Annotated in this window: 28 protein-coding genes, 3 tRNA genes and 1 riboswitch; of the genes, 20 read left to right on the top strand and 11 right to left on the bottom strand. The window is 73.3% G+C overall.

Translation table 11 applies throughout. The features are described 5' to 3' along the window. Positions 1 to 87: 87 nt before the first annotated feature. Positions 88 to 199, top strand: a riboswitch (TPP riboswitch). Positions 200 to 234: 35 nt separating this feature from the next. From PED38_RS06100 to PED38_RS06080, 5 genes are read left to right on the top strand one after another with little or no spacing between them, the layout of a single operon-like run. After that, positions 235 to 888 carry an ECF transporter S component gene (locus PED38_RS06100; protein ID WP_270980329.1) on the top strand — a complete coding sequence of 218 codons (654 nt, stop codon included), beginning with the start codon at positions 235 to 237 and terminating at the stop codon, positions 886 to 888. Positions 889 to 890: 2 nt separating this feature from the next. Next, positions 891 to 2,447, top strand: a complete 1,557-nt coding sequence (locus tag PED38_RS06095; protein ID WP_270980328.1) for an ABC transporter ATP-binding protein — start codon at positions 891 to 893, stop codon at positions 2,445 to 2,447. Then, positions 2,444 to 3,238 (top strand): energy-coupling factor transporter transmembrane component T family protein, encoded by a 795-nt coding sequence (locus PED38_RS06090; protein WP_081235146.1) that lies wholly within the window; start codon positions 2,444 to 2,446, stop codon positions 3,236 to 3,238. The genes PED38_RS06095 and PED38_RS06090 overlap by 4 nt, the downstream gene beginning before the upstream one ends. Continuing rightward, the gene (locus PED38_RS06085) at positions 3,228 to 3,776 is read left to right on the top strand and encodes an AAA family ATPase (RefSeq protein ID WP_063072736.1); all 549 of its coding nucleotides are present in this window, start codon (positions 3,228 to 3,230) and stop codon (positions 3,774 to 3,776) included. Before PED38_RS06090 ends, PED38_RS06085 begins: the two co-directional genes overlap by 11 nt. A gap of 9 nt (positions 3,777 to 3,785) precedes the next feature. Continuing rightward, positions 3,786 to 4,058 carry a hypothetical protein gene (locus PED38_RS06080; RefSeq protein WP_063072737.1) on the top strand — a complete coding sequence of 91 codons (273 nt, stop codon included), beginning with the start codon at positions 3,786 to 3,788 and terminating at the stop codon, positions 4,056 to 4,058. A 110-nt stretch (positions 4,059 to 4,168) separates the two neighbouring features. On the opposite strand, the gene PED38_RS06075 is transcribed toward PED38_RS06080, so the two are convergent. The 3 genes from PED38_RS06075 to orn all read right to left on the bottom strand — a co-directional run bounded on the left by PED38_RS06075 (position 4,169) and on the right by orn (position 5,383). Beyond that, positions 4,169 to 4,519 (bottom strand): metallopeptidase family protein, encoded by a 351-nt coding sequence (locus PED38_RS06075; protein WP_063072738.1) that lies wholly within the window; start codon positions 4,517 to 4,519, stop codon positions 4,169 to 4,171. Positions 4,520 to 4,642: 123 nt separating this feature from the next. Then, a tRNA-His gene (locus tag PED38_RS06070) sits at positions 4,643 to 4,718 on the bottom strand. 44 nt (positions 4,719 to 4,762) lie between these two features. Next, positions 4,763 to 5,383: an oligoribonuclease gene (orn, locus tag PED38_RS06065; RefSeq protein WP_063072739.1), complete on the bottom strand. Its 621-nt coding sequence runs from the start codon at positions 5,381 to 5,383 to the stop codon at positions 4,763 to 4,765. Positions 5,384 to 5,439: 56 nt separating this feature from the next. Here orn and PED38_RS06060 point away from each other — a divergent pair, with 56 nt between their 5' ends. The 4 genes from PED38_RS06060 (at position 5,440) to nadE (ending at position 6,948) form a co-directional block, all read left to right on the top strand. Beyond that, positions 5,440 to 5,655, top strand: a complete 216-nt coding sequence (locus tag PED38_RS06060; protein ID WP_063072740.1) for an SCO4848 family membrane protein — start codon at positions 5,440 to 5,442, stop codon at positions 5,653 to 5,655. 41 nt (positions 5,656 to 5,696) lie between these two features. After that, on the top strand, positions 5,697 to 5,996 hold the full coding sequence (locus tag PED38_RS06055; RefSeq protein WP_063072741.1) for a thioredoxin family protein: 300 nt from the start codon (positions 5,697 to 5,699) through the stop codon (positions 5,994 to 5,996). 14 nt (positions 5,997 to 6,010) lie between these two features. After that, a tRNA-Arg gene (locus PED38_RS06050) sits at positions 6,011 to 6,086 on the top strand. 40 nt (positions 6,087 to 6,126) lie between these two features. After that, positions 6,127 to 6,948 carry an ammonia-dependent NAD(+) synthetase gene (nadE, locus tag PED38_RS06045; protein ID WP_270980327.1) on the top strand — a complete coding sequence of 274 codons (822 nt, stop codon included), beginning with the start codon at positions 6,127 to 6,129 and terminating at the stop codon, positions 6,946 to 6,948. Between the two features lie 73 nt (positions 6,949 to 7,021). On the opposite strand, the gene PED38_RS06040 is transcribed toward nadE, so the two are convergent. Next, positions 7,022 to 7,720 carry a hypothetical protein gene (locus tag PED38_RS06040; RefSeq protein ID WP_270980326.1) on the bottom strand — a complete coding sequence of 233 codons (699 nt, stop codon included), beginning with the start codon at positions 7,718 to 7,720 and terminating at the stop codon, positions 7,022 to 7,024. Positions 7,721 to 7,807: 87 nt separating this feature from the next. After that, positions 7,808 to 8,044: a hypothetical protein gene (locus PED38_RS06035; RefSeq protein ID WP_063072744.1), complete on the bottom strand. Its 237-nt coding sequence runs from the start codon at positions 8,042 to 8,044 to the stop codon at positions 7,808 to 7,810. A 170-nt stretch (positions 8,045 to 8,214) separates the two neighbouring features. Here PED38_RS06035 and msrA point away from each other — a divergent pair, with 170 nt between their 5' ends. From msrA to PED38_RS06000, 7 genes are all read left to right on the top strand, one after another. Further along, positions 8,215 to 8,742 (top strand): peptide-methionine (S)-S-oxide reductase MsrA, encoded by a 528-nt coding sequence (msrA, locus tag PED38_RS06030; protein ID WP_270980325.1) that lies wholly within the window; start codon positions 8,215 to 8,217, stop codon positions 8,740 to 8,742. 106 nt (positions 8,743 to 8,848) lie between these two features. Beyond that, a complete protein-coding gene (locus PED38_RS06025) occupies positions 8,849 to 9,079 on the top strand; it encodes a hypothetical protein (protein WP_270980324.1) in 231 nt (76 codons plus the stop codon). Positions 9,080 to 9,200: 121 nt separating this feature from the next. Continuing rightward, positions 9,201 to 9,554: a hypothetical protein gene (locus tag PED38_RS06020; protein WP_270980323.1), complete on the top strand. Its 354-nt coding sequence runs from the start codon at positions 9,201 to 9,203 to the stop codon at positions 9,552 to 9,554. Then, positions 9,551 to 10,120 carry a MarR family winged helix-turn-helix transcriptional regulator gene (locus PED38_RS06015; protein WP_063072746.1) on the top strand — a complete coding sequence of 190 codons (570 nt, stop codon included), beginning with the start codon at positions 9,551 to 9,553 and terminating at the stop codon, positions 10,118 to 10,120. The genes PED38_RS06020 and PED38_RS06015 overlap by 4 nt, the downstream gene beginning before the upstream one ends. After that, positions 10,117 to 10,599: a DUF6993 domain-containing protein gene (locus PED38_RS06010; RefSeq protein WP_063072747.1), complete on the top strand. Its 483-nt coding sequence runs from the start codon at positions 10,117 to 10,119 to the stop codon at positions 10,597 to 10,599. The genes PED38_RS06015 and PED38_RS06010 overlap by 4 nt, the downstream gene beginning before the upstream one ends. Before the next feature lie 60 nt (positions 10,600 to 10,659). Continuing rightward, entirely contained in the window at positions 10,660 to 12,342 is a 1,683-nt protein-coding gene (gene ettA, locus PED38_RS06005; protein WP_063072748.1) for an energy-dependent translational throttle protein EttA, read from the top strand. Positions 12,343 to 12,346: 4 nt separating this feature from the next. Beyond that, a complete protein-coding gene (locus tag PED38_RS06000; RefSeq protein ID WP_063072749.1) occupies positions 12,347 to 12,826 on the top strand; it encodes an acyl-CoA thioesterase in 480 nt (159 codons plus the stop codon). 43 nt (positions 12,827 to 12,869) lie between these two features. Here PED38_RS06000 and PED38_RS05995 read toward each other — a convergent pair whose 3' ends face one another. After that, complete coding sequence (locus PED38_RS05995) at positions 12,870 to 13,784, bottom strand: acyl-CoA thioesterase (protein WP_063072750.1); 915 nt, start codon at positions 13,782 to 13,784, stop codon at positions 12,870 to 12,872. Between the two features lie 83 nt (positions 13,785 to 13,867). Between PED38_RS05995 and PED38_RS05990 the strand changes: the two genes are divergently transcribed. Next, a complete protein-coding gene (locus PED38_RS05990) occupies positions 13,868 to 14,563 on the top strand; it encodes a hypothetical protein (RefSeq protein WP_063072751.1) in 696 nt (231 codons plus the stop codon). A gap of 46 nt (positions 14,564 to 14,609) precedes the next feature. Here PED38_RS05990 and PED38_RS05985 read toward each other — a convergent pair whose 3' ends face one another. The 3 genes from PED38_RS05985 to pepN all read right to left on the bottom strand — a co-directional run bounded on the left by PED38_RS05985 (position 14,610) and on the right by pepN (position 19,023). Beyond that, entirely contained in the window at positions 14,610 to 15,005 is a 396-nt protein-coding gene (locus tag PED38_RS05985) for a globin (RefSeq protein ID WP_063072752.1), read from the bottom strand. Then, on the bottom strand, positions 15,005 to 16,312 hold the full coding sequence (locus tag PED38_RS05980) for a mechanosensitive ion channel family protein (protein WP_270980322.1): 1,308 nt from the start codon (positions 16,310 to 16,312) through the stop codon (positions 15,005 to 15,007). Before PED38_RS05980 ends, PED38_RS05985 begins: the two co-directional genes overlap by 1 nt. A 167-nt stretch (positions 16,313 to 16,479) precedes the next feature. Beyond that, positions 16,480 to 19,023 carry an aminopeptidase N gene (gene pepN, locus PED38_RS05975; RefSeq protein ID WP_270980321.1) on the bottom strand — a complete coding sequence of 848 codons (2,544 nt, stop codon included), beginning with the start codon at positions 19,021 to 19,023 and terminating at the stop codon, positions 16,480 to 16,482. A gap of 154 nt (positions 19,024 to 19,177) precedes the next feature. On the opposite strand from pepN, the gene PED38_RS05970 reads away from it, so the two are divergent. The 3 genes from PED38_RS05970 to PED38_RS05960 all read left to right on the top strand — a co-directional run bounded on the left by PED38_RS05970 (position 19,178) and on the right by PED38_RS05960 (position 21,404). Next, complete coding sequence (locus PED38_RS05970) at positions 19,178 to 19,804, top strand: mycothiol-dependent nitroreductase Rv2466c family protein (RefSeq protein ID WP_063072755.1); 627 nt, start codon at positions 19,178 to 19,180, stop codon at positions 19,802 to 19,804. Positions 19,805 to 19,919: 115 nt separating this feature from the next. After that, on the top strand, positions 19,920 to 20,408 hold the full coding sequence (locus tag PED38_RS05965) for a ribose-5-phosphate isomerase (protein ID WP_270980320.1): 489 nt from the start codon (positions 19,920 to 19,922) through the stop codon (positions 20,406 to 20,408). 6 nt (positions 20,409 to 20,414) lie between these two features. Continuing rightward, positions 20,415 to 21,404 carry an Fpg/Nei family DNA glycosylase gene (locus PED38_RS05960; protein ID WP_270980319.1) on the top strand — a complete coding sequence of 330 codons (990 nt, stop codon included), beginning with the start codon at positions 20,415 to 20,417 and terminating at the stop codon, positions 21,402 to 21,404. A 100-nt stretch (positions 21,405 to 21,504) separates the two neighbouring features. Here PED38_RS05960 and PED38_RS05955 read toward each other — a convergent pair whose 3' ends face one another. Together PED38_RS05955 and PED38_RS05950 are read right to left on the bottom strand one after the other, a co-directional pair. Continuing rightward, positions 21,505 to 21,990: a Dps family protein gene (locus PED38_RS05955; RefSeq protein WP_270980318.1), complete on the bottom strand. Its 486-nt coding sequence runs from the start codon at positions 21,988 to 21,990 to the stop codon at positions 21,505 to 21,507. A 250-nt stretch (positions 21,991 to 22,240) separates the two neighbouring features. Then, positions 22,241 to 22,314 (bottom strand) — tRNA-Gly (locus tag PED38_RS05950). Between the last annotated feature and the right edge of the window lie 184 nt (positions 22,315 to 22,498).

Here is a 22,498-nt window from a genome sequence, read left to right as displayed (position 1 = left end):
GCGGGTGCCCTCGGGCGCCCGCGCTCCCGTGCGTCCGGGGTGCCCGCGCATCCCGGGCGCGGCGGACGCCCGACCGCGCGCTAGGATCGCCTCGAACACGGGAGTCCGGTGAGCCGGGCTGAGAGGAAGACACCCAGTCTTCGACCGTAAGAACCTGATCTGGATCATGCCAGCGCAGGGAGGCTTCCATCTCGCACCCGTGCCCTCTTCACACTCATCCGAAGGGCACGTCCAATGACCGCATCACCCTCGTCCACCGCATCCGCGCTCCCCGGCGACGCCGGCGCCCGCGCACCCCGCTCGGGGCTCCGCGCCCGCTGGCGCGTCATCGACATCGTCGTGGCCAGCGTCCTCGGCGTCGCCTCCGGCCTCGTCTTCGTCCTCTGGAACACGGCGTCGGTGCCCGTCGCCGGCCTGTTCGAGCCGCTGCTGCCCGGGCTCCAGGCCCTCGCCGGAGGCGGCTGGCTGTTCGCCGGCGTCCTCACCGGCATCGTGATCCGCAAGCCCGGCGCCGCCCTGTACGGCGAGCTGCTGGCGGCCTTCGTCTCCATGCTCGTCGGCAACGTGTGGGGCGTGAGCACGCTGCTCTCCGGCCTGACGCAGGGCCTCGGCGCGGAGCTCGTGCTCCTCGTCTTCCTCTACGCCAACTGGCGCGCCTACGTCGCCGTCCTCGCGGGCATGGGGGCGGGCCTCGGCATGGCCGTGACCGACCTCATCACCTACTACCCGGGCTCCTCGCCGGTCTTCGTCGTCGTCTACACGATCGCGGCGCTCGTGTCCGGCGCGGTGATCGCCGGCCTGCTGTCGTGGCTGGTCGCCCGGGCGCTCGCCCGCACCGGCGCGCTGTCGCGGTTCGCCTCGGGTCGCGACACCGCGGCCCGGGTCTGAGCGTGCGGCGACCCGGCCGGCGCGGCTCGACGGCCGCCCCTGTCGCCGACCGGTGGCCCGCGGACGCCGCGTCGCGGTCGGGCGGCGGCGGTGCGGCCGTCAAGGCCGTCGGATGGGGTTGGCGCCACGCCGGCCGGAGCGCCTGGGCCGTCCGCGACGTCGATCTCGTCATCGAGCCGGGGGAGCGCGTGCTGCTCCTCGGCGCATCCGGCGCGGGAAAGACCACGCTGCTGCATGCGCTCGCGGGCGTCCTCGGGGGCGACGACGAGGGCGAGAGCCGGGGCGAGCTGCGCGTCGACGGCGTGGATCCGGCCGGCCAGCGTGGTCGTGCCGGCCTCGTGCTGCAGGACCCGGACGCGCAGGTGATCCTCTCCCGCGTCGGCGACGACGTCGCGTTCGGCTGCGAGAACCTGGGCGTCCCGCGGGACGAGATCTGGATCCGCGTCCGCGACGCCCTCGACGCCGTCGGCCTCGACGTCGAGCTCGACCGGTCGACGACCGCGCTCTCGGGCGGCCAGAAGCAGCGGCTCGCGCTCGCGGGCGTCCTCGCCATGCGGCCCGGCCTCCTGCTCCTCGACGAGCCCACGGCCAACCTCGATCCGGAGGGCGTCGGCGAGGTGCGCCGCGCGGTGGAGCGCGTGGTCGCGTCCACGGGCACGACGCTCGTGGTCATCGAGCACCGCGTCGCCGTCTGGCGGGACCTGGTCGACCGGGTGGTCGTCCTCGGGGCGGACGGCGGGATCCTCGCCGACGGCGCGCCCGACGACGTGCTCCGCGACCAGGGCGCCTCCCTCGCGGCGGCCGGCGTGTGGGTCCCCGGTCGGGAGCCGGCGGCGCCCGTCCGCGCCCCGGCGGCGCCCTCCCCGCTGCTCCGGGCCGATGGCCTCGCGGTGGGGCGACGGCGTGGTGTCGCCGTGGCGGAGGATGTCTCGCTGACCCTGTCCGCGGGACGCGTCGCGGCGCTCACGGGACCCAACGGCGGCGGGAAGAGCACGCTCGCGCTCACGCTCGGCGGGCTCCTGCCCGCCGTCTCCGGCCGGGTGGTCGCCGAGGGCCCGCTCGCGGACGGCCTCGACGCGGATCCGTCCGCCTGGCGCTCGCGCGAGCTCGCCGCCCGCATCGGCACCGTCTTCCAGGACCCGGAGCACCAGTTCCTCGCGGCGACCGTCCGCGCGGAGCTGGAGGTGGGGCCCCGCGCCGTCGGCGCCGACCCGGCGACGTCCGCGCGACGCGTCGACGAGCTCCTCGTGCGCCTCCGGCTCGACGGCCTCGCCCAGGCCAACCCCTTCACGCTGTCCGGGGGCGAGAAGCGCCGGCTGTCCGTGGCCACCGCGCTCGCGACGGCCCCGCGCCTCCTCGTCCTCGACGAGCCGACCTTCGGCCAGGACGCCCGCACCTGGGCGGAGCTCGTCGCGCTGCTCGCCGACCTCGTCGACCGCGAGGGCGTCGGCGTGCTCGCCGTGACGCACGACGAGGACCTCGTGGAGGCGCTCGCGGACGACGTGCTCCGCCTGGCTCCCGCCGCCGCGGCACCCGCGCGGCTCCGGGTGGTCCGGTGAGCGCGGCGATCCGCGAGCCAGCGCCCGCCGCGCGTGCGACCGGCCTCGCCGCCGTGAACCCGGTCGCCCGGCTCGCCGCCGCGCTCGTCCTGACCCTCGCGCTCGTCCTCAGCCTCGACGTGGTGTCCGCCGGTGCCGCGCTCGCGCTCGAGCTGCTGCTGCTCCCGCTCACCGGGATCCGCGTCCGGTCCCTCCTCGTCCGGGGCATCCCGATCTGGATCGCGGCCCCGGGCGCGGGCCTCACGATCCTGCTCTACGGGCGCACCTCGGGAGACGTCTACGCGCAGTTCCTCCTCGTGGTGGTGAGCGAGGGTTCCGTGCTGCTGGCCCTCGCGACGACGCTCCGCGTGCTCGCGGTCGGCATCGCGTCGCTCATCCTCTTCTCGGACGTGGACCCGACCGACCTCGCCGACGGCCTCGCGCAGGTGTGGCGCCTCCCGTCGCGGTTCGTCCTGGGTGCCCTCGCGGGCGTCCGCCTGGTCGGGCTGCTGCTCGACGACTGGCGCTCGCTCGAGCTCGCCCGGCGGGCCCGCGGGGTCGCCGACCGGGGCCGCGTGCGTCGGTTCGCGGGGCAGGCGTTCGCGCTGCTGGTCCTCTCCATCCGCCGCGGCAGCAAGCTCGCGACCGCGATGGAGGCCCGCGGCTTCGGCGGACCGGGCGCCCGGACCTGGGCGCGCCCCAGCGTCGTCGGTCGGCGCGAGCACCTGGTGGTCGTGGTGGCTGTGCTCGTCGCCGCGGTGTCCGTCGGCGCGGCCGTCGCGGCCGGGACGTGGGACTTCGTTGCCGCCTGACGCGGGGGAGCGGCGCCCCGCGCTGGTCCTCGTCGACGGCCCGAGCGGATCCGGCAAGTCGACGCTCGCCGACGCCCTCGTCCGCGACGGCGATCCGGCCGCGCAGCTCCCGCCGGGCGCGCAGCTGCTCCGCCTCGACGACGTCTACCCGGGCTGGGACGGTCTCGAGCGGGCGTCACGGCACCTCGAGCGGCACGTCCTGCCGGAGATGCGGCCGGGCGGGCGCCCCCGGTGGCGCCGCTGGGACTGGGCGGCCGACGCGCCCGCCGAGTGGCACGACCTCGACCCCGACCGGCCGCTCGTGGTCGAGGGCTGCGGGTCCCTCACGCGGATCGCGGCGGCGCTGGCTACGCACCGCATCTGGGTCGAGGCCGACGACGACGTCCGACGGGCCCGCGCCATCGCGCGCGACGGCGAGGCCTTCGCCGCCGAGTGGGAGCGCTGGGACGCCCAGTGGCGCGACCACATCGCCCGGGAGGGTCCGCGCGCCCTGGCCGACGTCGTCGTCCGGACGGACGCCGCCGTGACGCCCGGGTAGCCTGAGGCCATGACCGATTCCGCACCCACCGACGTCCGCTACCTCGCCGTCTTCGCCGACGGCCCCCTCGAAGGCACCACCGAGACGCGCGTGCTCGTGGACGGCGGGCACGACGAGACCATCAGCACCCTGTCCGCCGTCGAGGGCAAGGAGGCCCTCTTCCAGTACCGCGCCGGTGAGGTGACCGAGGTCGCGGGTGAGAAGCGCGTGACGTACTCGTTCGTGGCCGACGGCAGCGACGACGTCCTCGGCGAGGGCGACGACGAGTCCCTCGAGCTCTGATCCGGACCTCGGCCGGCGCCTGAGCGCCGATCCCGACGGCCCCGGCCCGCGCGATGCGGCCGGGGCCGTCGCGCGTCCGGCGTCCGGCGTCAGAGGTCCGGCGTCCGGCGTCAGGCCCAGCCCAGCTCGTGCAGGCGGTCGTCGTCGATGCCGTGGAAGTGGGCGATCTCGTGCACGAGCGTCACGTGCACCAGGTCGCGGAGGTCCTCGAGATCGTCCACCTCGTGCAGGTGGGGCTCCCGGTACACGACGATCCGATCCGGCATCTCGCCGAACCCGTACTGCCCGCGCTCGGTCATCGCGACGCCGTCGTAGAGCCCGAGCAGGCCGAGGGACCCGTCCTCGGGCCGGTCTTCCACCACGAACACGACGTTGTCGAGGCCGTCGACCATCTCGTCCGGCAGGGCGTCGAGCTCGTCGACCACCAGTCGCTCGAAGTCCTCGGGGTCGCAGTGCAGCACGGTGCCAGCCTCGCACGCCGCGGGCCGCGGCTGGACCGCACGGGGACGGCGGAAGGGCCCAGACGAGGGAAGGGCCCAGACGACGAAAGGGCCGGGACCCTCTCGGATCCCGGCCCTTCCCGGTGGGGTGGACGACGGGGCTCGAACCCGCGACTTCCGGCTCCACAAGCCAGCGCTCTGCCAACTGAGCTACGCCCACCATGCGGCCGATCCCGCTCTCGCGGACGGCCATGAATGAGGATACTACAGCCGCGGAGCCCACGCGGACGTCACGTCCGCGGAGATGGCCTGCACGTCCTCGGTCGCCGGTCCCGGCGCCGGCACGAAGGCGGCGCGGCGGTAGTACTCGAGCTCGCGGATGGACTCGAGGATGTCCGCGAGGGCGCGGTGCCCGCCGTTCTTGGCGGGGGAGTTGAAGTAGATCCGGGGGAACCACTCCTTGGCGAGCACCTTGATGGAGGAGACGTCGACGCTGCGGTAGTGCAGGTGCGCGTCCACGCGCGGCATGTACTTGGCGAGGAACGCGCGGTCGGTGCCGATCGTGTTGCCCGCGATGGGCGCCTTGCCGCCGTTGGGGACGTGCTGCAGGAGGTACTCGAGCACCGCGAACTCGGCGTCGGCGAGGCTGACTCCCGCAGGAATCTCCTCGAGGAGCCCCGAGGAGCGGTGCATGTCGGTGACGAACTCGCCCATGTTCGCCAGGGCTGCGGGATCCGGGTTGATGACGATGCTGAAGCCCGCGTCGACGGGGACGAGGTCGAAGTCGGTGACGACGACCGCGACCTCCACCAGCTCGTCGATCGCGAGGTCGAGCCCCGTCATCTCGCAGTCGATCCACACCAGCCGGTCCGCGTTGTTGCCCATCCCCCGATCCTATCGGCGGCCCCGGACGGACCATCGTCGCCGCCTACCATGGGGGAGTGATCACCCTCCTCGCCGTCCTCCTCCTCGTCAACGGCATCTGGAACGTCGTCGTCTGGCCGCAGTTCCTGAAGCGCGTCGCCAAGGACCCGCGCGCTCGCGCCGCCGACGGGTCGCGCACGCCCTTCTACACGGTGCACCTCGTGCTGGTGTCGGTGTCGCTCCTCCTCGCGGCCCTCTCGATCGCGGCCGCCGTCGTCGCGTTCCTGTCCTGACCTCCGCCGAGGACACGGGCGCGTCCGTCGTCCGCGTCGTGATGTACTCCTCGCTGTTCTGCGTGCCGTGCCAGGCCACCCGCCGCGTCCTCACCGAGGTGCATCGGCTGCTGCCCTGGCTCCCGGTCGAGGAGCTCGACGTCGCGGCGCACCCCGACCGCGCGGAGGAGGAGCGGATCCGCTCGACCCCGACCATCCTCGTCTTCGCCGGCGCCCGGCAGGTCCTGCGCGCCGAGGGCGTGCCGACCGCGCCGCAGGTGCTGCAGGCGGTGGCGCGGGCGCTGGACGACGGAGCCGCCTCGACGCCGGGCAGCGGCCCCGGAGCGGCGGGACCCGCGTAGTACCCTCGTCACGACCCCCTGTAGCTCAATGGATAGAGCATCGGCCTTCTAATCCGACGGTTGCGCGTTCGAGTCGCGCCGGGGGGACCAGCGCTGTCGCGGCCCGCCGGATCACCGTAGATTTGGGCGCATGCGCGACATCCAGTCACAGATCATCGACGCCCTCGAGGTGCGTCCCACCATCGATCCCGCCGACGAGGTCCGGAAGCGCGTCGACTTCCTCAAGGCCTACCTGCGGTCGACCGGCGCGGAGGGCTTCGTCCTCGGCGTCAGCGGCGGCCAGGACTCCTCCCTCGCGGGTCGGCTCGCCCAGCTGGCCGTCGAGGAGCTGGCGGCCGAGGGCGTGCGCGCCGACTTCGTCGCCGTGCGGCTGCCCTACGGCGTCCAGGCCGACGAGGAGGACGCGCAGCTCGCGCTGCGGTTCATCCAGCCGAAGGCGAGCGTCGTCTTCGACATCAAGCGCGCGGTGGACGGCTTCGAGGCGGAGTACGCCGACGCGGCGGGCCACCGGATGCTCGACTTCACCAAGGGCAACGTCAAGGCGCGCTCGCGCATGGTCGCCCAGTACGCCCTCGCCGGGCAGGCGCGCCTCCTCGTCGTCGGCACGGACCACGCGGCCGAGGCGGTCACGGGCTTCTTCACCAAGTACGGCGACGGCGGTGCCGACGTCCTGCCCCTCACCGGCCTGACCAAGCGCCAGGGCCGCGCCCTGCTCGAGCACCTGGGCGCGCCCGAGCGGCTCTATCTGAAGGCCCCCACCGCGGATCTCCTCGACGACACGCCCGGGCAGACGGACGAGGCGAACCTGGGCCTCACCTACGCCGACATCGACGACTTCCTCGAGGGCCACGACGTCGACGTCGAGGTCGCCGACGCGATCGAGGCGCGGTACGTGAGCACGGAGCACAAGCGCCGCGTCCCCGCGACCATGTTCGACGACTGGTGGAGGTGATCGCCGCGCCATCCCGGACATGACGACGCCCCGCACCTCGAGGGGATGCGGGGCGTCGTCGCACGGGGCCGGGTCAGCGGCGCTCGGCCTCCGCGGCGCGGGAGTTGGCGGCGGCCGACGACGGCACCGGAGGGCTGTACTGCTCGTCCGGGGACTCGACGCGACGCTCCGCGACGGTCCGGTCGTCGACTCCGGGGCGCCAGGGTTCCGGAACGGGGGCGGCGGCCGGGGCGGCCTCCGACGCGCGGGCGGCGGGCGCCTTCGTGGCGGGGGAGTCGTCCTCGAACTGCCAGCGCGCGATGTCGCCCTGGAAGATCTTGCGGGCCCGACCCGGGTGGTGCTGCCACTCGACGATGCGGTCGCGGAACTCGGCGAGCTGCGTGTCGAACTGGAACCCGAAGCTGCCGCTGCCGCGCTTGAACTCGGTGATCTCGTGCGCCGCCCACGTGGCCGCCGTCGCGGCGCCCTTGACCGGCATGAGGCGGATGCGGATGTCGGCCTCGCCGGCGGCGCGATCGGCGAGCACGCGCTCCTGCGGGGTGAGGCCGTCCCAGACGGAGGCCTGGCGCGCCGCGTCGACGAGCGCGCCGATGGCGGCCGCCTTCACCTCGCGGTCGTGGCGCGTGAGGATCCGCTGCGTGGCCCCGCGCGCGATGACCGCGGCGAGGACGCCGGCCACCACGATGGCCACGAAGGGGACGACGACGCCGGAGAGGAGCTGAGTGCCCCGCTCGGACGCGAGGGCATCGAGGAGATCATTCCACCACTGCATGCGGTGACCGTACCCCGGGCTCCGGCTGCGACCGGGGAGGCGGGGCGGGCGCGTCGCCGCGTCGCGGGGCGCCGTCCGCGGCGCGACTCAGAACCGGAGGCAGTCGACCGCGTCCTGCAGAGCCCAGAAGTCGCCGAGGGGGACGAACCCCTGCGCGTCCCGTCGGAGGCGCTTGGCGCGGAAGCGCTCGCCCTGCGGCTCGTGCATGCGCTCGACGTAGCCGAGCACGGCGCCGTCCGGCCGGGTGACGCGCAGCAGCCCGTCGTGCAGCTCGCGCACCTGGGCCGCCGAGCGCGCCAGGGGGGTGTAGGTGATGCTGGGCATGGTGTCCTCCGTCCGCGTGCCGCCGGCCCGGCGGTGTCTCGATGTCCCCGAAGCTACGGGGGACCACCGACATCGCGACCGGCAGGAATGGGCGGCGCCCGGTGACGGTTCCCTCCCATGTCGCCCCGCGCGGACCTCGTGCGCGACGACGGGAAGTAGGTTCATCTCTCATGCAGACATTCATCCTCGCCGGCGGCTGCTTCTGGTGCCTCGATGCGGTCTACCGCACGCTCGACGGCGTCCAGGACGTCATCTCCGGCTACATCGGCGGTCACACCGCCCATCCCTCCTACGACGCCGTGTGCACGGGCGCCACCGGGCACGCCGAGGCGGTGAAGGTGGTCTTCGACGAGGAGGTCATCCCCGCGGACGTCATCCTCGACGTGTTCTTCACGCTGCACGACCCGCGCCAGCTCAACCGCCAGGGCGCCGACGTCGGCACCCAGTACCGCTCGGCCATGTTCCCCGCGGACGCCGAGCAGGAGCGCCTGTTCCGCGACGCGATCTCCCGGGCCGGCGAGCTGTGGGACGGCACGGCCGTCACGACCATCGAGCCGGTCGGCACCTGGTACGACGCGGAGGACTACCACCAGGACTTCTTCGCGAAGAACCCGGGCCAGGGCTACTGCAACGCGGTCGCCGTGCCCAAGGTCAACAAGGTGCGGAAGTCGTTCGCGCAGTACGTGCGCGCCGCCTGATCCGTTCTCCCTTGACGCCCCGCGGCCTGTACGGCCGCGGGGCGTCGGCGTACCATCGGCACGTCCGGGCGACACCGCCCGGGGAGGAGAGGCGACGACGATGTCGATGACCACCAGCACGACCACGAACACGACCCGGCTGCCGCGCACCGCCGGCAAGACCTGGGTGGCCTTCGGGGCCACGGGGGCGCTCGCCTCCATCCACTCCCACGACGACGGCTACGAGGTGCGGCCGCTGCACCGCGGTGTCGTCGCCGGCACGTACCCGTTGCTGGAGATCGCGAAGTCCGCGCTCCGGGCGGGTCAGGACGGCGACGTGGACTTCTCCGAACACTGAGCCTCGGCTCCTCCCCAGCGCGCACGGCGGCGCGCGACCTCCCGTCCGGGCGCGTGCCGGATCTCGAGGCGCGCGGTCGGGCATCGTGCAGGCGCGGCACGGTGCCGCCGGAGGGAGCGGCATGCGCGACGGAGGGACGGTGCCCGACGCCGGAGACGACGGGAGCCCGCAGGTCGCCCTGCGCGGACGGATCCGCGGGCGCGTCCGCGGCATCACGACTGTCGACGGCTGGGAGCTGGCCGCCCTCCACGTCGGCGGCGTCCTCGCGACGTGCACGGGCACGGGAGCGGCGGACATCCTCTCCGCGCTCCAGGCGGGCGACGAGGTGGTCGTCCGGGGCCGGCTGCGCCCGCGCCGCGGGGGACGTCCGGAGGGCGACTCCGTGGAGCTCGAGGCGGCCCTGGTCGCCGTCCGGAGGCCGCCCGGGACGCACCCGATGGCGCCCCGGCCGCGGCGGCCTAGGATCGCATCATGAGCGGATCCCCCCGGTGGCTCGAGCCGGATCAGCAGCGCGCCTGGCGGACCGTCATCGTCGCGCTGAACCACGTCAGCGAGCGCATCGAACGGCAGCTGGTCCGGGATGCCGCGATGCCCCACGCCTACTTCATGATCCTCGTGCGGCTGTCCGAGGTCGAGGGCAACGCGCTGCCGATGAGCGTCCTCGCGCGCGCCCTGCAGGCCTCGGCGAGCCGCACCTCGCATGCCGTGACGCGCCTCGAGCAGCTCGGCTGGGTGCGCCGCGTCCCCTCGCCGCGCGATGGCCGGAGCCTCCTCGCCGAGCTCACGGACGAGGGGCGCAGCACGCTGGCGTCCGCCGCTCCCGGGCACGCCGAGGAGGTGCTCCGCACGGTGTTCGATCCGCTGAGCGCCGAGCAGACCGCGCAGCTCGAGGCGATCGCCCGCGATATCCTCACGAGCATGACCGCTTCCTCCCCCTTCGACGACCGGGGGAGCGCCGGCGGCGACGACCTGGCCATCCCGCCGGCCCCCGGCGCACGCGACTCGGGTGCCACCGCCCGCGCGGACGAGCCCGCCGCATGAGGGGCCGCTTCGCCGCCGTGGCCGCTCCCGCGCTCCTCGCCGCGCTCGTCCTGGGCGGCTGCACGCAGACGCCGACTCCGACGCAGCCGACGGTGCCGGCGTCCGCCCCGCCCGCGACGCCCGACGACGCGGCGTCCGCCGCCCCCACCGCGGCGACCGTCGACCTGGCGGGGACGGCCGACGCCAACCTGCCCGTGTTCGAGGCCACGGCGGGCGCGGTCGTCTCCGCGGATCCGAACGCCAAGGGCCGCGCCATGGTCGACGCGCTCGTCGGTGTCGGGTTCCCGAAGGACAAGATGGAGGTCACGGCGGACGCCACGCCGCTGGGCAACTCCGTCGACTCGATCCTCGTGGCCGTGCGGATGGGCGACGGCTGCCTCATCGGCCAGCGCGCGCAGGACGGCTTCTCCGCGCACGTCGAGCCCGCCCTGTCCTCCGGCCGCTGCCTCGTGGGGCAGACCCGCGCGATCGACTGGTGACCGACGGTCGGCACGCGGCGGCGGCGTCCGGCCGCCCGCGGCACTGAATAGACTCGCCCCATGGCTGAATACATCTACTCGATGGTCCGCGCCCGGAAGTCGGTCGGCGACAAGCTGATCCTCGACGACGTCACGATGTCGTTCATCCCGGGTGCCAAGATCGGCGTCGTCGGACCGAACGGCGCGGGCAAGTCCACGATCCTCAAGATCATGGCGGGCCTCGACACCCCGAGCAACGGCGAGGCCAAGCTGTCGCCCGGCTACTCGGTCGGCATCCTCATGCAGGAGCCCGAGCTCGACGAGTCGAAGACCGTCCTCGAGAACGTCCAGGAGGGCGTCGGCCCGCTCAAGGCGCAGGTCGACCGCTACAACGAGATCGCCGCGGCCATGGCCGAGCCCGACGCCGACTTCGACACGCTCCTCGCCGAGATGGGCACGCTGCAGGAGGCCATCGACGCCGCCGACGGCTGGGAGCTCGACTCGCAGCTCGAGCAGGCGATGGACGCGCTCCGCACCCCGCCGGGCGATGCCTCTGTCGCGAACCTCTCCGGTGGCGAGAAGCGCCGCGTGGCGCTCTGCAAGCTGCTGCTCCAGAAGCCCGACCTCCTGCTCCTCGACGAGCCCACCAACCACCTCGACGCCGAGAGCGTGCTCTGGCTCGAGCAGCACCTCTCCAAGTACCCGGGCGCCGTCCTCGCCGTGACCCACGACCGGTACTTCCTCGACCACGTGGCCGAGTGGATCGCCGAGGTCGACCGCGGCCGCCTCTACCCCTACGAGGGCAACTACTCGACGTACCTCGAGAAGAAGCAGGAGCGCCTCAGCGTCCAGGGCAAGAAGGACGCGAAGCTCTCCAAGCGCCTCGCCGAGGAGCTCGACTGGGTCCGCAGCAACGCGAAGGGCCGCCAGGCGAAGTCCAAGGCGCGCCTCGCCCGCTACGAGGAGATGGTGACGGAGGCGGAGCGCACGAGGAAGCTGGACTTCGAGGAGATCCAGATCCCCGTCGGCCCGCGCCTCGGCTCGCAGGTCATCGACGCGAACAAGCTGCACAAGCAGTTCGGGGAGCGCGTCCTCATCGACGACCTCTCGTTCACGCTGCCGCGCAACGGCATCGTCGGCGTCATCGGCCCGAACGGCGTCGGCAAGACCACGCTGTTCAAGACGATCGTGGGATTCGAGCCACTCGACTCCGGTGAGCTCAAGGTCGGCGACACGGTCGACATCTCCTACGTCGACCAGAGCCGCGGCGGCATCGACCCCGAGAAGTCGCTCTTCGAGGTCGTCTCGGACGGGCAGGACTACATCCAGGTCGGCAAGCAGGAGGTGCCGGCGCGCGCCTACGTCTCCACCTTCGGGTTCAAGGGGCCGGACCAGCAGAAGAAGGCCGGCATCCTCTCCGGTGGCGAGCGCAACCGCCTGAACCTCGCGCTCACGCTCAAGCAGGGCGGCAACCTCCTGCTGCTCGACGAGCCCACCAACGACCTGGACGTCGAGACGCTCGGCAGCCTCGAGAACGCGCTCCTCGAGTTCCCCGGCTGCGCCGTGGTCATCACCCACGACCGGTGGTTCCTCGACCGGATCGCGACGCACATCCTGTCGTACGAGGGCACGGAGGATGACCCGGCGAACTGGTACTGGTTCGAGGGCAACTTCGAGTCGTACGAGCAGAACAAGATCGAGCGCCTCGGCGCGGACGCCGCGAAGCCCCACCGCTCGGCGTACCGCAAGCTGACGCGCGACTGATCCCGTGACCCGGGTCCACGTCCCCGTCCACCTCCGGTGGGCCGACCTCGACGCCTACGACCACGTGAACAACGTGGAGGTGCTCCGGCTGCTGGAGGAGGCGCGCGTCCGCGCCTTCTGGCGGGGCGACGACGACGGCGAGGGCGTGGATCCGGGGATGGCGCTCATCCACGCGTCCGCGGGTGCGAGCACCATGACGATGATCGCCCGGCAGGAGGTCGAGTACCTGCTGCCCATCTCGTACGGGCGGAGGCCGCTCGACGTGCAGGTGTGGCTGGGGCGCCTCGGCGGCTCCAGCCTCGAGGCCTGCTACGAGGTGCGGACGCCCGCGGGCGTCGAGCCGGCGGCGCTGTACGCGCGCGCCTCGACCACCATCGTGCTGGTGGACGCCGCCACCGGCCGTCCGCGCCGCATCACCGACGCCGAGCGAGCCGGGTGGAGCGCGTACCTCGAGGAGCCCGTGGCGTTCAGTCGACGGGGGTGAGCGGCGCGGCGCACGGGGCGCCGGCCGCCGTGCCGGGCCGGGGTCAGCCGCGCGCGTCGGCGGGGACGCGCACCATGCCCTCCTGCGCGACGCTCGCCAGCAGCACGCCGTCGCGCGAGTAGATGCGGCCGAGCGAGAGGCCGCGCCCGCCCTGCGCGCTCGTGGACTCCTGCACGTAGAGCATCCACTCGTCGGCGCGGCCGAAGCGGTGGAACCACATGGCGTGGTCGAGGCTCGCGGTCTTGATGCCGGGGGTGGCCCAGCTGAGGCCGTGGCGCCGGTAGATCGACTCGAGGATCGAGTAGTCGCTCGCGTAGGCGAGGGACGCGAGGTGTACGGCCGGGTCGTCGGGCAGGCGGCCGATCGCGCGGATCCAGACGGCCTGGTGGGCGACGCGCTCCTCGGCCGCGCCGAAGTACACGGGCTGCTCGACGTGGCGCATGTCGAACGGACGGTCGTTGGCCCAGTGCTTCGCGACGGGGTGCTCGATGCGCGACAGCACGTCGTGCGCGCTCGGCAGGGACTCCGGCTCGGGGATGCCCTCCGGCATGGGCGCCTGGTGCTCGAGGCCCTCGTCGCCGTCCTGGAACGACGCGATCATCGACAGGATCGGGCGGCCGTCCTGGTAGGCCTGCGTGCGCCGCGTGGAGAAGGAGCGCCCGTCGTGGATGCGGTCCACCGAGAACGTGATGGGCTTCGTGACGTCGCCGGGGCGGAGGAAGTAGCCGTGCATGCTGTGCACGCGGCGGTCGGCCTCGGTCGTGCGCATCGCCGCGACGAGCGACTGCGCGAGCACCTGGCCGCCGAAGACGCGGCCCATGGGCATCCACTGCGACGGGCCGGTGGAGATGTCCTCGCTCGTGCGGGCGCCGGTGTCCGTGAGGTCGAGCGCGGTGAGGAGCCCGGCGAGCGGGCCGCCCGCGGTGTCGTCGGGGGTGTCGGATGCGTGGTCGGTCATGGGTCCTCCGGCGTACGGGCCGACCTCGGGCGGCCGGGCTGCCGGGCGGGTCGCCCGGGCGCATCCAGTAGCTTAGACAGGCCATGACGCCCTCCTTCGCCCTCCGGGACGCCCTCGCCCTCGGCGACCTGCAGACCTTCCTCGGGCGCTCGGCCCGCGTCGACGACGGAGCCGTGCGGCTCATCGGATCCGGGGGCGTGCTCGCCGTGTACACCTCGGTGCTGCAGCCGGCGGGCCTCCTCGACCGGGCGCCCACCGTCCTCGGCCTGCGGACCTTCGCCGCGGACACGCGGGCGCCCGTCGACAGCGTCGTGCCGATCCGCGCGCTGCTCGACCGGCTCGCGCGGCTCGAGGGGCCCGCCACCGGATCTCCCGGCGAGCCCGTCGGCGTGCTCGTGCCGCCGGACACCGCGACGGCCGCGTGGGCGGGCATCTCCCCGCCGCGGGCCGGATGGGAGCGGGTCGACGACGTGGCCGCCGCCGCCCTGCGCGCGGCCGCACGGGCCGGAATCGACGAGGTCGCGGCCGCCGTGCCCTCCGGCATCGGCGAGCAGATCGTCTCCCGCGTGCGCGGAGAGGTCTGGGGACGCCCCGTGGACGGCGCGCCGGACGTGGTCGCGGGCGGGGCGTTCGCGGCCTACAGCCTGGGGTTCCTCGGGCCGGATCCCGCCCCGGACGCGGAGGCGGACGACGACGAGCCGCCGGTGGCCGTGTTCCGCGCGGGGCCGTGGATGCGACTCACGACGTCCCGCGGGCACGTGCTGATCCGCCGCCTCTAGGCGATCGCCGCCCCCCGTCCTCCGGGACGGGGGCGGCGCTGGTGGTTCAGGACTCGTCGAAGGTGTTGACCATCGCGTGGGCGGCGCGCTCGAGGTAGTCCCAGAGCTGCGCCTCGTGCATCGGCGGCAGGTCGAGGGAGTCGACCGCGACCCGCATGTGCGCGAGCCACCGGTCGCGGGCGTCCGGGTTCACGCGGAACGGCATGTGCCGCATCCGGAGCCGCGGGTGGCCGCGCTCCTCGCTGTAGGTCGTCGGCCCGCCCCAGTACTGCTCGAGGAACCCGGTGAGGCGCTGGATGGCGCCCTCGAGGTCCTCCTCCGGGTACATGGCGACCAGCACCGGATCGTCGGCGACGCCGCGGTAGAACTCGCGGACGAGCCTCTCGAAGGTGGGGCGGCCGCCGACGTCGCCGTAGAAGGAGCTCCCGAGCAGGTCGGCCATCAGGATCCCTCGGGCGGCGTCGCGGGCTTCCGCGGGGCGCGAGGGGCGCGCGGCGGCCTCGGGGGAGCGGCGTCGGCGGACGCATCGTCGGCCGACGGGTCGGCGGCGGGCTCCGGATCCTCGGGCAGCACCGTCCAGGTGGCCGTGACCTCGTCCTCGCCGTCGGGGCGCGCGGCGGGCGCGGGATCCTGCGTCGGGATCACGCGCGTGGCGCGCGGATCCTGCGGGGGGCCGGCGGCGCCGCGGACGACCGGGGACGCGGGGCCCTCCGGTGCGGAGATCCGCGCGGCCGGCGGTCGCTGGGCCGCCTTGCGCGCGGCGCGCTTCTTGGGCGCCGGCGCCTCGGGCTGCTGCACGGGGGTCGGGACGGTGCGCGGCGGGTGCGCGCCGCCCACGCTGGCGGCGCTGTCGAAGCCCGTGAGGACGACGGCGGACAGCGACGGCAGGGTGACGTCCATCCGGTCGAGCGCGGCCTTGAGGCGACCGCGGAGCTCCCGGGAGACGTCGTCGCGGGCGTTGCTCCGGGTCTTCACGACGATGCGGATGACCACGGCCGACTCCGCGATCGACTCGATGCCCCAGAGCTCCGGCTTCTCGACGATGCGCGAGCGCCACTTGGGCGTGGTCGCGAGCTCGGTGGCGGTGGCGAGCATGCGCTCCTGTACGGCCTGCACGTCCGTGTCGTACGGGACGGCGAGGTCGATGACGACGCGGGCCCAGCCCTGCGACATGTTGCCGACGCGGAGGATCTCGCCGTTGCGCACGAACCAGAGCGTGCCGTTGACGTCGCGGAGCGTGGTGATGCGGATGCCGACCGTCTCGACGACGCCCGTGGCCGGCCCCACGTCGACCACGTCGCCGACGCCGAGCTGGTCCTCGACGACCATGAACAGGCCGTTGAGGATGTCCTTGACGATGTTCTGCGCGCCGAAGCCGAGGCCCGCGCCGAGGGCGGCGGTGAGGAGGGCGAGGGAGCTGAGGATGTCGGGGTTGACCGCGGTGACGGCGAGCGACATCGCGATCACGACGATCACGACAGTGGTGATGTTGCTGAGGACGCTGCCGAGGGTGCGTGTGCGCTGCACGACGCGGACGGCGGTGAGGGGTGACGCCTGGATCGACTGCGTGTCGTCGACGTTCTGGCGCTTCTTGACGCCGGACACGATCTGGTCGACCGTGTTGCGGATCACGACGAGGAGGATCCACCGGGCGATGAAAGCGCCGATGACGATCGAGACGACCTGGATCAGCACGCCCCAGGTGGAGAAGAACGAGCCGTCGCCGCAGCACACCATGCTCAGGTCCATCGCGACGCGCTTCCGAGGGGGAGGAGGAGAGGGGTGGTCATCCGCCCGAGTGTACCGGCGGGGTGCCGGGCCGGTCCTGGGTGCGCACGGGTCGCGGAGGGCGATGGGGCGGGATGGGGAGGGGGCGGCCGCCTGCGCGACCGCCCCCTCCCGTCGTGCGGATGTCGTTACTCGGCGTCCTTCGCCTGCGCCCGCAGCGCCCGCTCGACGCCCGACAGCAGCTCGCTGACGAGGCGGCGGAGCGCCGGCGGCTCGGGGTTCGCGTCGAGCCAGGCGACGGTCGCGTCGCGCAGCTCGGCGTCCGCGAGCGGCGACGGGTAGAAGCCGCCGATGAGCGCCGCCGCGATGGCGTAGCTCCGCGACTCCCACACGCCCTGCAGCGCGTCGAAGTACGCGGCGACGTACGGACGCAGGAGCTCCGTGTCGGCTGCGCGGCGGAAGCCGAGGCCCGTGGTGCGCACGATGGTGTTCGGCTCGGTGTCGGCCTCCCACACGGATGCCCACGCCGCCTGCTTGCCCTCCGCCGTGGGCAGCGCCGCGCGGGCCTGGGCGGCGGACTGCGCGCCCGTCGCCGTGCGGTCGGCCGCGAGCGCGGCGTCGATCTCGGCGGTGCCGGCGCGCCCGCCCGCGACGAGCGCGGTCAGCAGCTCCCAGCGGAGGTCGGCGTCGATCTCGACGCCCTCGAGCGTCTCGGTGCCGTCGAGGAGCGCCTGCACGTGGTCCAGCTGCGCGGGCTCGGCCGCGACCTGCGCGAAGGTGCGCAGGAACTGGAACTGGTTGTCGGATCCGGGCGCCGCCTGCGCGGTGAGCGCCCACAGCTCGGTCGCGACCGTCGCGAGCAGCTCGTCCCGGTGGTCGGGCGCCGAGTACGTGGACGCCGCGACCGTGAGCTGCGCGAGCGCGTAGCGGAGGGCCGTGGACTCGTCCTCGGTGGCGACGTTGTCGAGCACGAGGCGCGCGTAGTCGCGGGCCCGGATCTCGCCGTCGCGCGTCGCGTCCCACACGGAGGCGAAGACGAGCGAGCGGGCGAGCGAGTCCTCGAACGCGGCCAGGTGGCGCATCGCGACCTCGAGCGACGCGGGATCCAGCCGGATCTTCGCGTAGGTGAGGTCGTCGTCGTTGAGCAGCACGAGCGCCGGGCGCTGGCGGCCGACGAGCTCGGCGACCTCGGTGCGGTCGCCGTCCACGTCGAGCTCGAAGCGCTCGGTGCGCACCAGGTGCGCGTCGCGCAGCTCGTAGAAGCCGATCGCGAGGCGGTGCGGGCGGAGCGTCGGGTAGTCCGCCGCCGCCTCCTGCAGCACGGCGAAGGACGTGATGACGCCGTCCTCGTCGGTCTCGATCTCGGGACGCAGCGTGTTCACGCCCGAGGTCTTCAGCCACAGGTCGGTCCAGCGCTCGAGGTCGCGGCCGCTCGTGCCCTCGAGCTCCGAGGTGAAGTCGCGGAGCGTCGAGTTGCCGAAGGCGTGGCGCTGGAAGTAGGCGGCGACGCCCGCGAGGAACTCGTCCTGGCCGACGTAGGCCACGAGCTGGCGGAGGACCGAGGCGCCCTTGGCATACGTGATGCCGTCGAAGTTGACCTGCACGTCCTCCAGGTCGTTGATGGTCGCGTAGACGGGGTGCGTGCTCGGCAGCTGGTCCTGGTTGTAGGCCCAGGACTTCTCGCCGGCGTTGAACGTGGTCCAGGCGCCCGTCCACTCGGTGGCCTCGGCGGTCGCCAGGGTCGAGATGTAGGTCGCGAACGACTCGTTGAGCCACAGGTCGTCCCACCACTTCATGGTGACGAGGTCGCCGAACCACATGTGCGCGAGCTCGTGCAGGATCGTCGTGACCCGGCGCTCCTTCACGGCGTCCGTGACCTTGGAGCGGAAGACGTAGCTCTCCACGAACGTGACGGCGCCCGCGTTCTCCATCGCTCCCGCGTTGAACTCGGGGACGAAGAGCTGGTCGTACTTGGGGAAAGGGTAGGGGTACGCGAAGCGCTCCTCGTAGAACGCGAAGCCCTCGCGGGTCTTCTCGAAGACGTAGTCGGCGTCGAGGTGCTCCATGAGCGACTTGCGTGCGAAGACGCCGAGCGGGATCGTGCGGCCGTCGCTCGAGGTCAGCTCGCTGCGGACGACGCCGTAGGGGCCCGCGATGAGCGCGGTGATGTAGCTCGACATGCGGAGCGTGGGCTCGAAGGTCCAGGTGGACGCGCCGTCGGCGGCGGCCGTGGGCTCGGGCGTGGGGGAGTTGGACACGACCTCCCAGTGCGACGGCGCCGTGACCGTGAAGCGGAAGACGGCCTTCAGGTCGGGCTGCTCGAACACCGCGAACATGCGGCGGGAGTCCGGCACCTCGAACTGCGAGTAGAGGTAGACCTCGTCGTCGACGGGATCCACGAAGCGGTGCAGGCCCTCGCCCGTGTTCGTGTACATGGCGTCGGCGACGACCGTCAGCTCGTTCTCCTGCGCGAGGTCGTCGAGTCGGATGCGCACGCCGTCGTTGACGTCGGCCGGGTCGAGTTCGCGGCCGTTCAGGGTCACGGCGTGCACCGTGCGCGTGATCGCGTCGATGAACGTGGACGCGCCCGCCGTGGCCGTGAAGCGCACGGTCGTGGTGGATCCGAACACCTCCGCTCCCCGGGTGAGGTCGAGCGTCACGTCGTACTCCGTCACGTCGAGGAGCGCCGCGCGCTCCTCGGCCTCGACGCGGGTGAGGTTCTCTCCTGGCATGGTGCTCCTGCTCGTCCGTGAGGTGGGTGGGCCGTGCATGCGGACCGCGCCTCGCGTGACGGGCCATCGGGCGGTCGGGGACCGGGGATGCCGGGGCGGGAGCGGCGCCGCTTCAGCGCCGATCCTATTCCGTCGGCTGACCTAGGCTGGCGGCATGTCCGACGTACAGAGCAGCCCCCGCACGACCGCCGTCGAGTTCTGGTTCGACCCCTCCTGCCCGTGGGCGTGGATGACCTCCCGCTGGGTCGACGAGGTCGCCCGCCACCGCGACCTCGACATCACCTGGCGCGTCATGAGCCTCGCCGTCCTCAACGAGGACAAGGCCGACGACCCGAAGTTCGCGGAGTTCCTCCCGCGCGCGCTCCGCTTCACGCGCCTCGTCGCCGCCGTCGAGGCCGAGCACGGCGCCGAGCACGTCAAGCCGCTGTACGACGCGCTGGGCACGCGGATCCACCTCCGCGACCAGAAGGACGCCGACGTCGTCATCCCCGAGGTCCTCGCGGAGCTCGGCCTCCCGGCGGGGCTCGCCGAGACCAGCCGCACCGACCGGTACGACGAGCCGATGCGCGCGAGCCACTTCGACGGCATCGAGCGCGTCGGCCAGGACGTCGGCACGCCCGTCATCGCGGTCGACGGCGTGGCCTTCTTCGGCCCCGTCATCTCGCCCGCGCCGAAGGGCGAGGAGGCCGTCAAGCTGTGGGACGGCGTCGTCGCGGTGGCCGGGTACCCCGGCTTCTTCGAGATCAAGCGCTCGCGCACCGTCGGCCCGATCTTCGACTGACCCCGTTCCCGTCGCGCGTGCGGCGGCCGGCGCCCGCGGGTGCCGGCCGCCTCGCGCGCGGTACGCCCGCCGTGCGGGCACGACGCCGCGACGCGCGGCAGGAGGAGTGCACCCGATGCGCATCCACATCGCGACCGACCACGCGGGCCTCGACTTCTCGAGGCACCTCGCCGAGCACCTGACGGGCGCCGGGCACGAGGTCGTCGACCACGGCCCGACGGCGTACGACGCGCTCGACGACTACCCGTCGTTCTGCATCCGTGCCGCCCGCGCGGTCGTCGCCGACCAGCGCCGCGGCACGACCGCGCTCGGCGTGGTCTTCGGCGGATCCGGCAACGGCGAGCAGATCGCCGCCAACAAGGTCGAGGGCGTGCGCGCGGCGCTCGTCTGGAACCTGTCGACCGCGGTGCTCGCCCGCCAGCACAACGACGCCAACGTGATCTCGATCGGCGCGCGCCAGCACACCGTCGACAAGGCCGTGTCGTTCATCGACGCGTTCATCGCCGAGCCGTTCTCCGCGGAGGAGCGGCACGCGCGCCGCATCGCGCAGCTCGCCGAGTACGAGACGACGGGGGCCATCGCCGGTCACCCCGTCACCGACTAGGCCGCCGTGCCCGAGGGGCATTCGATCCACCGGATCGCGAAGCAGTTCGAGGCGCACTTCGTGGGCGACGTGGTGCAGGCGTCCTCGCCCCAGGGCCGCTTCGCCGAGGGCGCCGCCGTGCTCGACGGCCGCCGGCTCCTCGCCGCGAAGGCCGTCGGCAAGCAGATGTTCCTCGAGTTCGACGGCGACGTCTGGCTGCGCGTGCACCTCGGCCTCTACGGCGCGTGGGACTTCGCGGGCGACGTGTCGACGCTCAACCGCATGGGCCAGAACGGCATGCGGGGCGACGTGCCGGTGGACGATCGCGTCGACGACGCGCCGGTGGACGCGGATGCCGAGGACTCGCTCGCGAGCATCGGCGCGCCCCGCCGTGCGCGGCTCCGGATGGCGGAGCAGGAGAAGGTGCACGACCCGTTCTCGGCCGATGCGTGGCCGCCCGAGCCCGTCGGCCAGGTGCGCGTGCGACTGCTGACCGAGCGCGCGGTCGCGGACCTCCGCGGCCCCACCGCGTGCGTCGTCGCCGACCCCGAGGAGGTGCGGGAGGCCATCGACAAGCTCGGGCCCGATCCCCTCGTCGACGGCGGCAAGCGCTCCGAGGACCGCTTCACGGCCACCGTGCGGAAGAAGCCCACCGCCATCGGGCTGCTGCTCATGGACCAGTCGGTCGTCAGCGGGATCGGCAACGTCTACCGCGCGGAGCTGCTGTTCCGCGCGCGGCAGAACCCGCACACCCCGGGGCGCGACGTGCCCGAGGACGTGGTCCGCGGCCTCTGGAAGGACTGGTCGAAGCTCCTCCGCAAGGGCGTCGAGGTCGGCCAGATGATGACCATGGACGGCCTGCGCGGCAGGAAGCTCGAGGCGGCGCTGCGCAACCGCGCCGACCGCCACTGGGTGTACCACCGCGAGGGGCTGCCGTGCCGGGTGTGCGGCACGAACATCGTCATGGAGGAGGCCGCCGGACGGAAGCTCTACTGGTGCCCGTACTGCCAGGCCTGATGCCGGGCCGGGGCTGATCCGGCGCCGAGACGACGGAGGGGCCCGGATCCTCGGCGGATCCGGGCCCCTCGACCATCGGCGGCTGATGCCGTGCGGCGGGCTACTCGCTGATGTGGGCGAACAGGAACCAGCGGTCCTTCTCGAGACCGCGGGCGATCTCGATGGCGACGTCCTGGCTGTTCACGTCGATCTCCCCGAGCTCCTGCACGGCGCGGTTGACGAGCTCCATCGTCGCGTCGATCTGGGCGATGACCTCGGCGATGGTCGCGCTGGACGGGCGGAAGCCGGGCGTCAGCGCCGCGGTCGTGGTGGAGGCGGCCACCGTCTCGATGCGGGCGTCGATCGGGAGCCCGAGGGCGACGACGCGCTCGGCCGCGGTGTCGGCCCAGACCTGCGCGTGGGAGACGAGCACGTCGAGGAACTCGTGCACGCCGATGAAGTTGGCGCCGCGGACGTGCCAGTGCGCCTGCTTGCCGTTGACGGCGAGCGCCTGGAGGTTGACGACGACGGGGCTGAGGAACTGCGCGACGCCGGCGGCGACGTCGGCGGAGGCGGAGCTGGTGGGGACGTGGACGGTGTCGGTCATGGGGTCTCCTCGTGCGTGGATGCGGTCAGCGAGCTGCGGACGATGCCGTCAATCTCGCGCATCGCCGCGGCGCCCGCAAGCAAGCTGAGGCATGGCTTACCGGCTTCCGAGGGGGTCAGCGCCGCGCGGCAGGCGTGCCGGCACGCCGTGGCGACCCGGATGCGCCGGGCCGACGGGTGCGGCACGGGGCAGCGGGGTGCGGGGAGGGGGGCGGACCCACCTGCCCTGGGAGAGGAGCGGTGGACGCGGATGGAGGGGATGACGGGAATCGAACCCGCGTGATCAGTTTGGAAGACTGAGGCTCTACCATTGAGCTACATCCCCGCGACGTCGGCACCGCCGCCCCGAAGGGCCGCGAGCCGGATGCGCGGGATCCAGCGTAGCGCAGCCCCCGCCCGGCGGTGACCAGCGCCAGGCACGAGTCGGATAGGCTGTGCCACGGTCGATCCGGCTTCCGCGCGCCTGCACGTCAGGGGAGCGGTCATCGCCTCGACCGCACGGGAATGCG

The sequence above is a fragment of the Clavibacter sp. CT19 genome, from assembly GCF_027858075.1.
GTDB classification, from domain to species: Bacteria; Actinomycetota; Actinomycetes; order Actinomycetales; family Microbacteriaceae; genus Clavibacter; species Clavibacter tessellarius_A.
The sequence above is the reverse complement of the archived record's forward strand: the minus strand, read 5'-3'. Positions and strand labels throughout refer to the sequence as shown.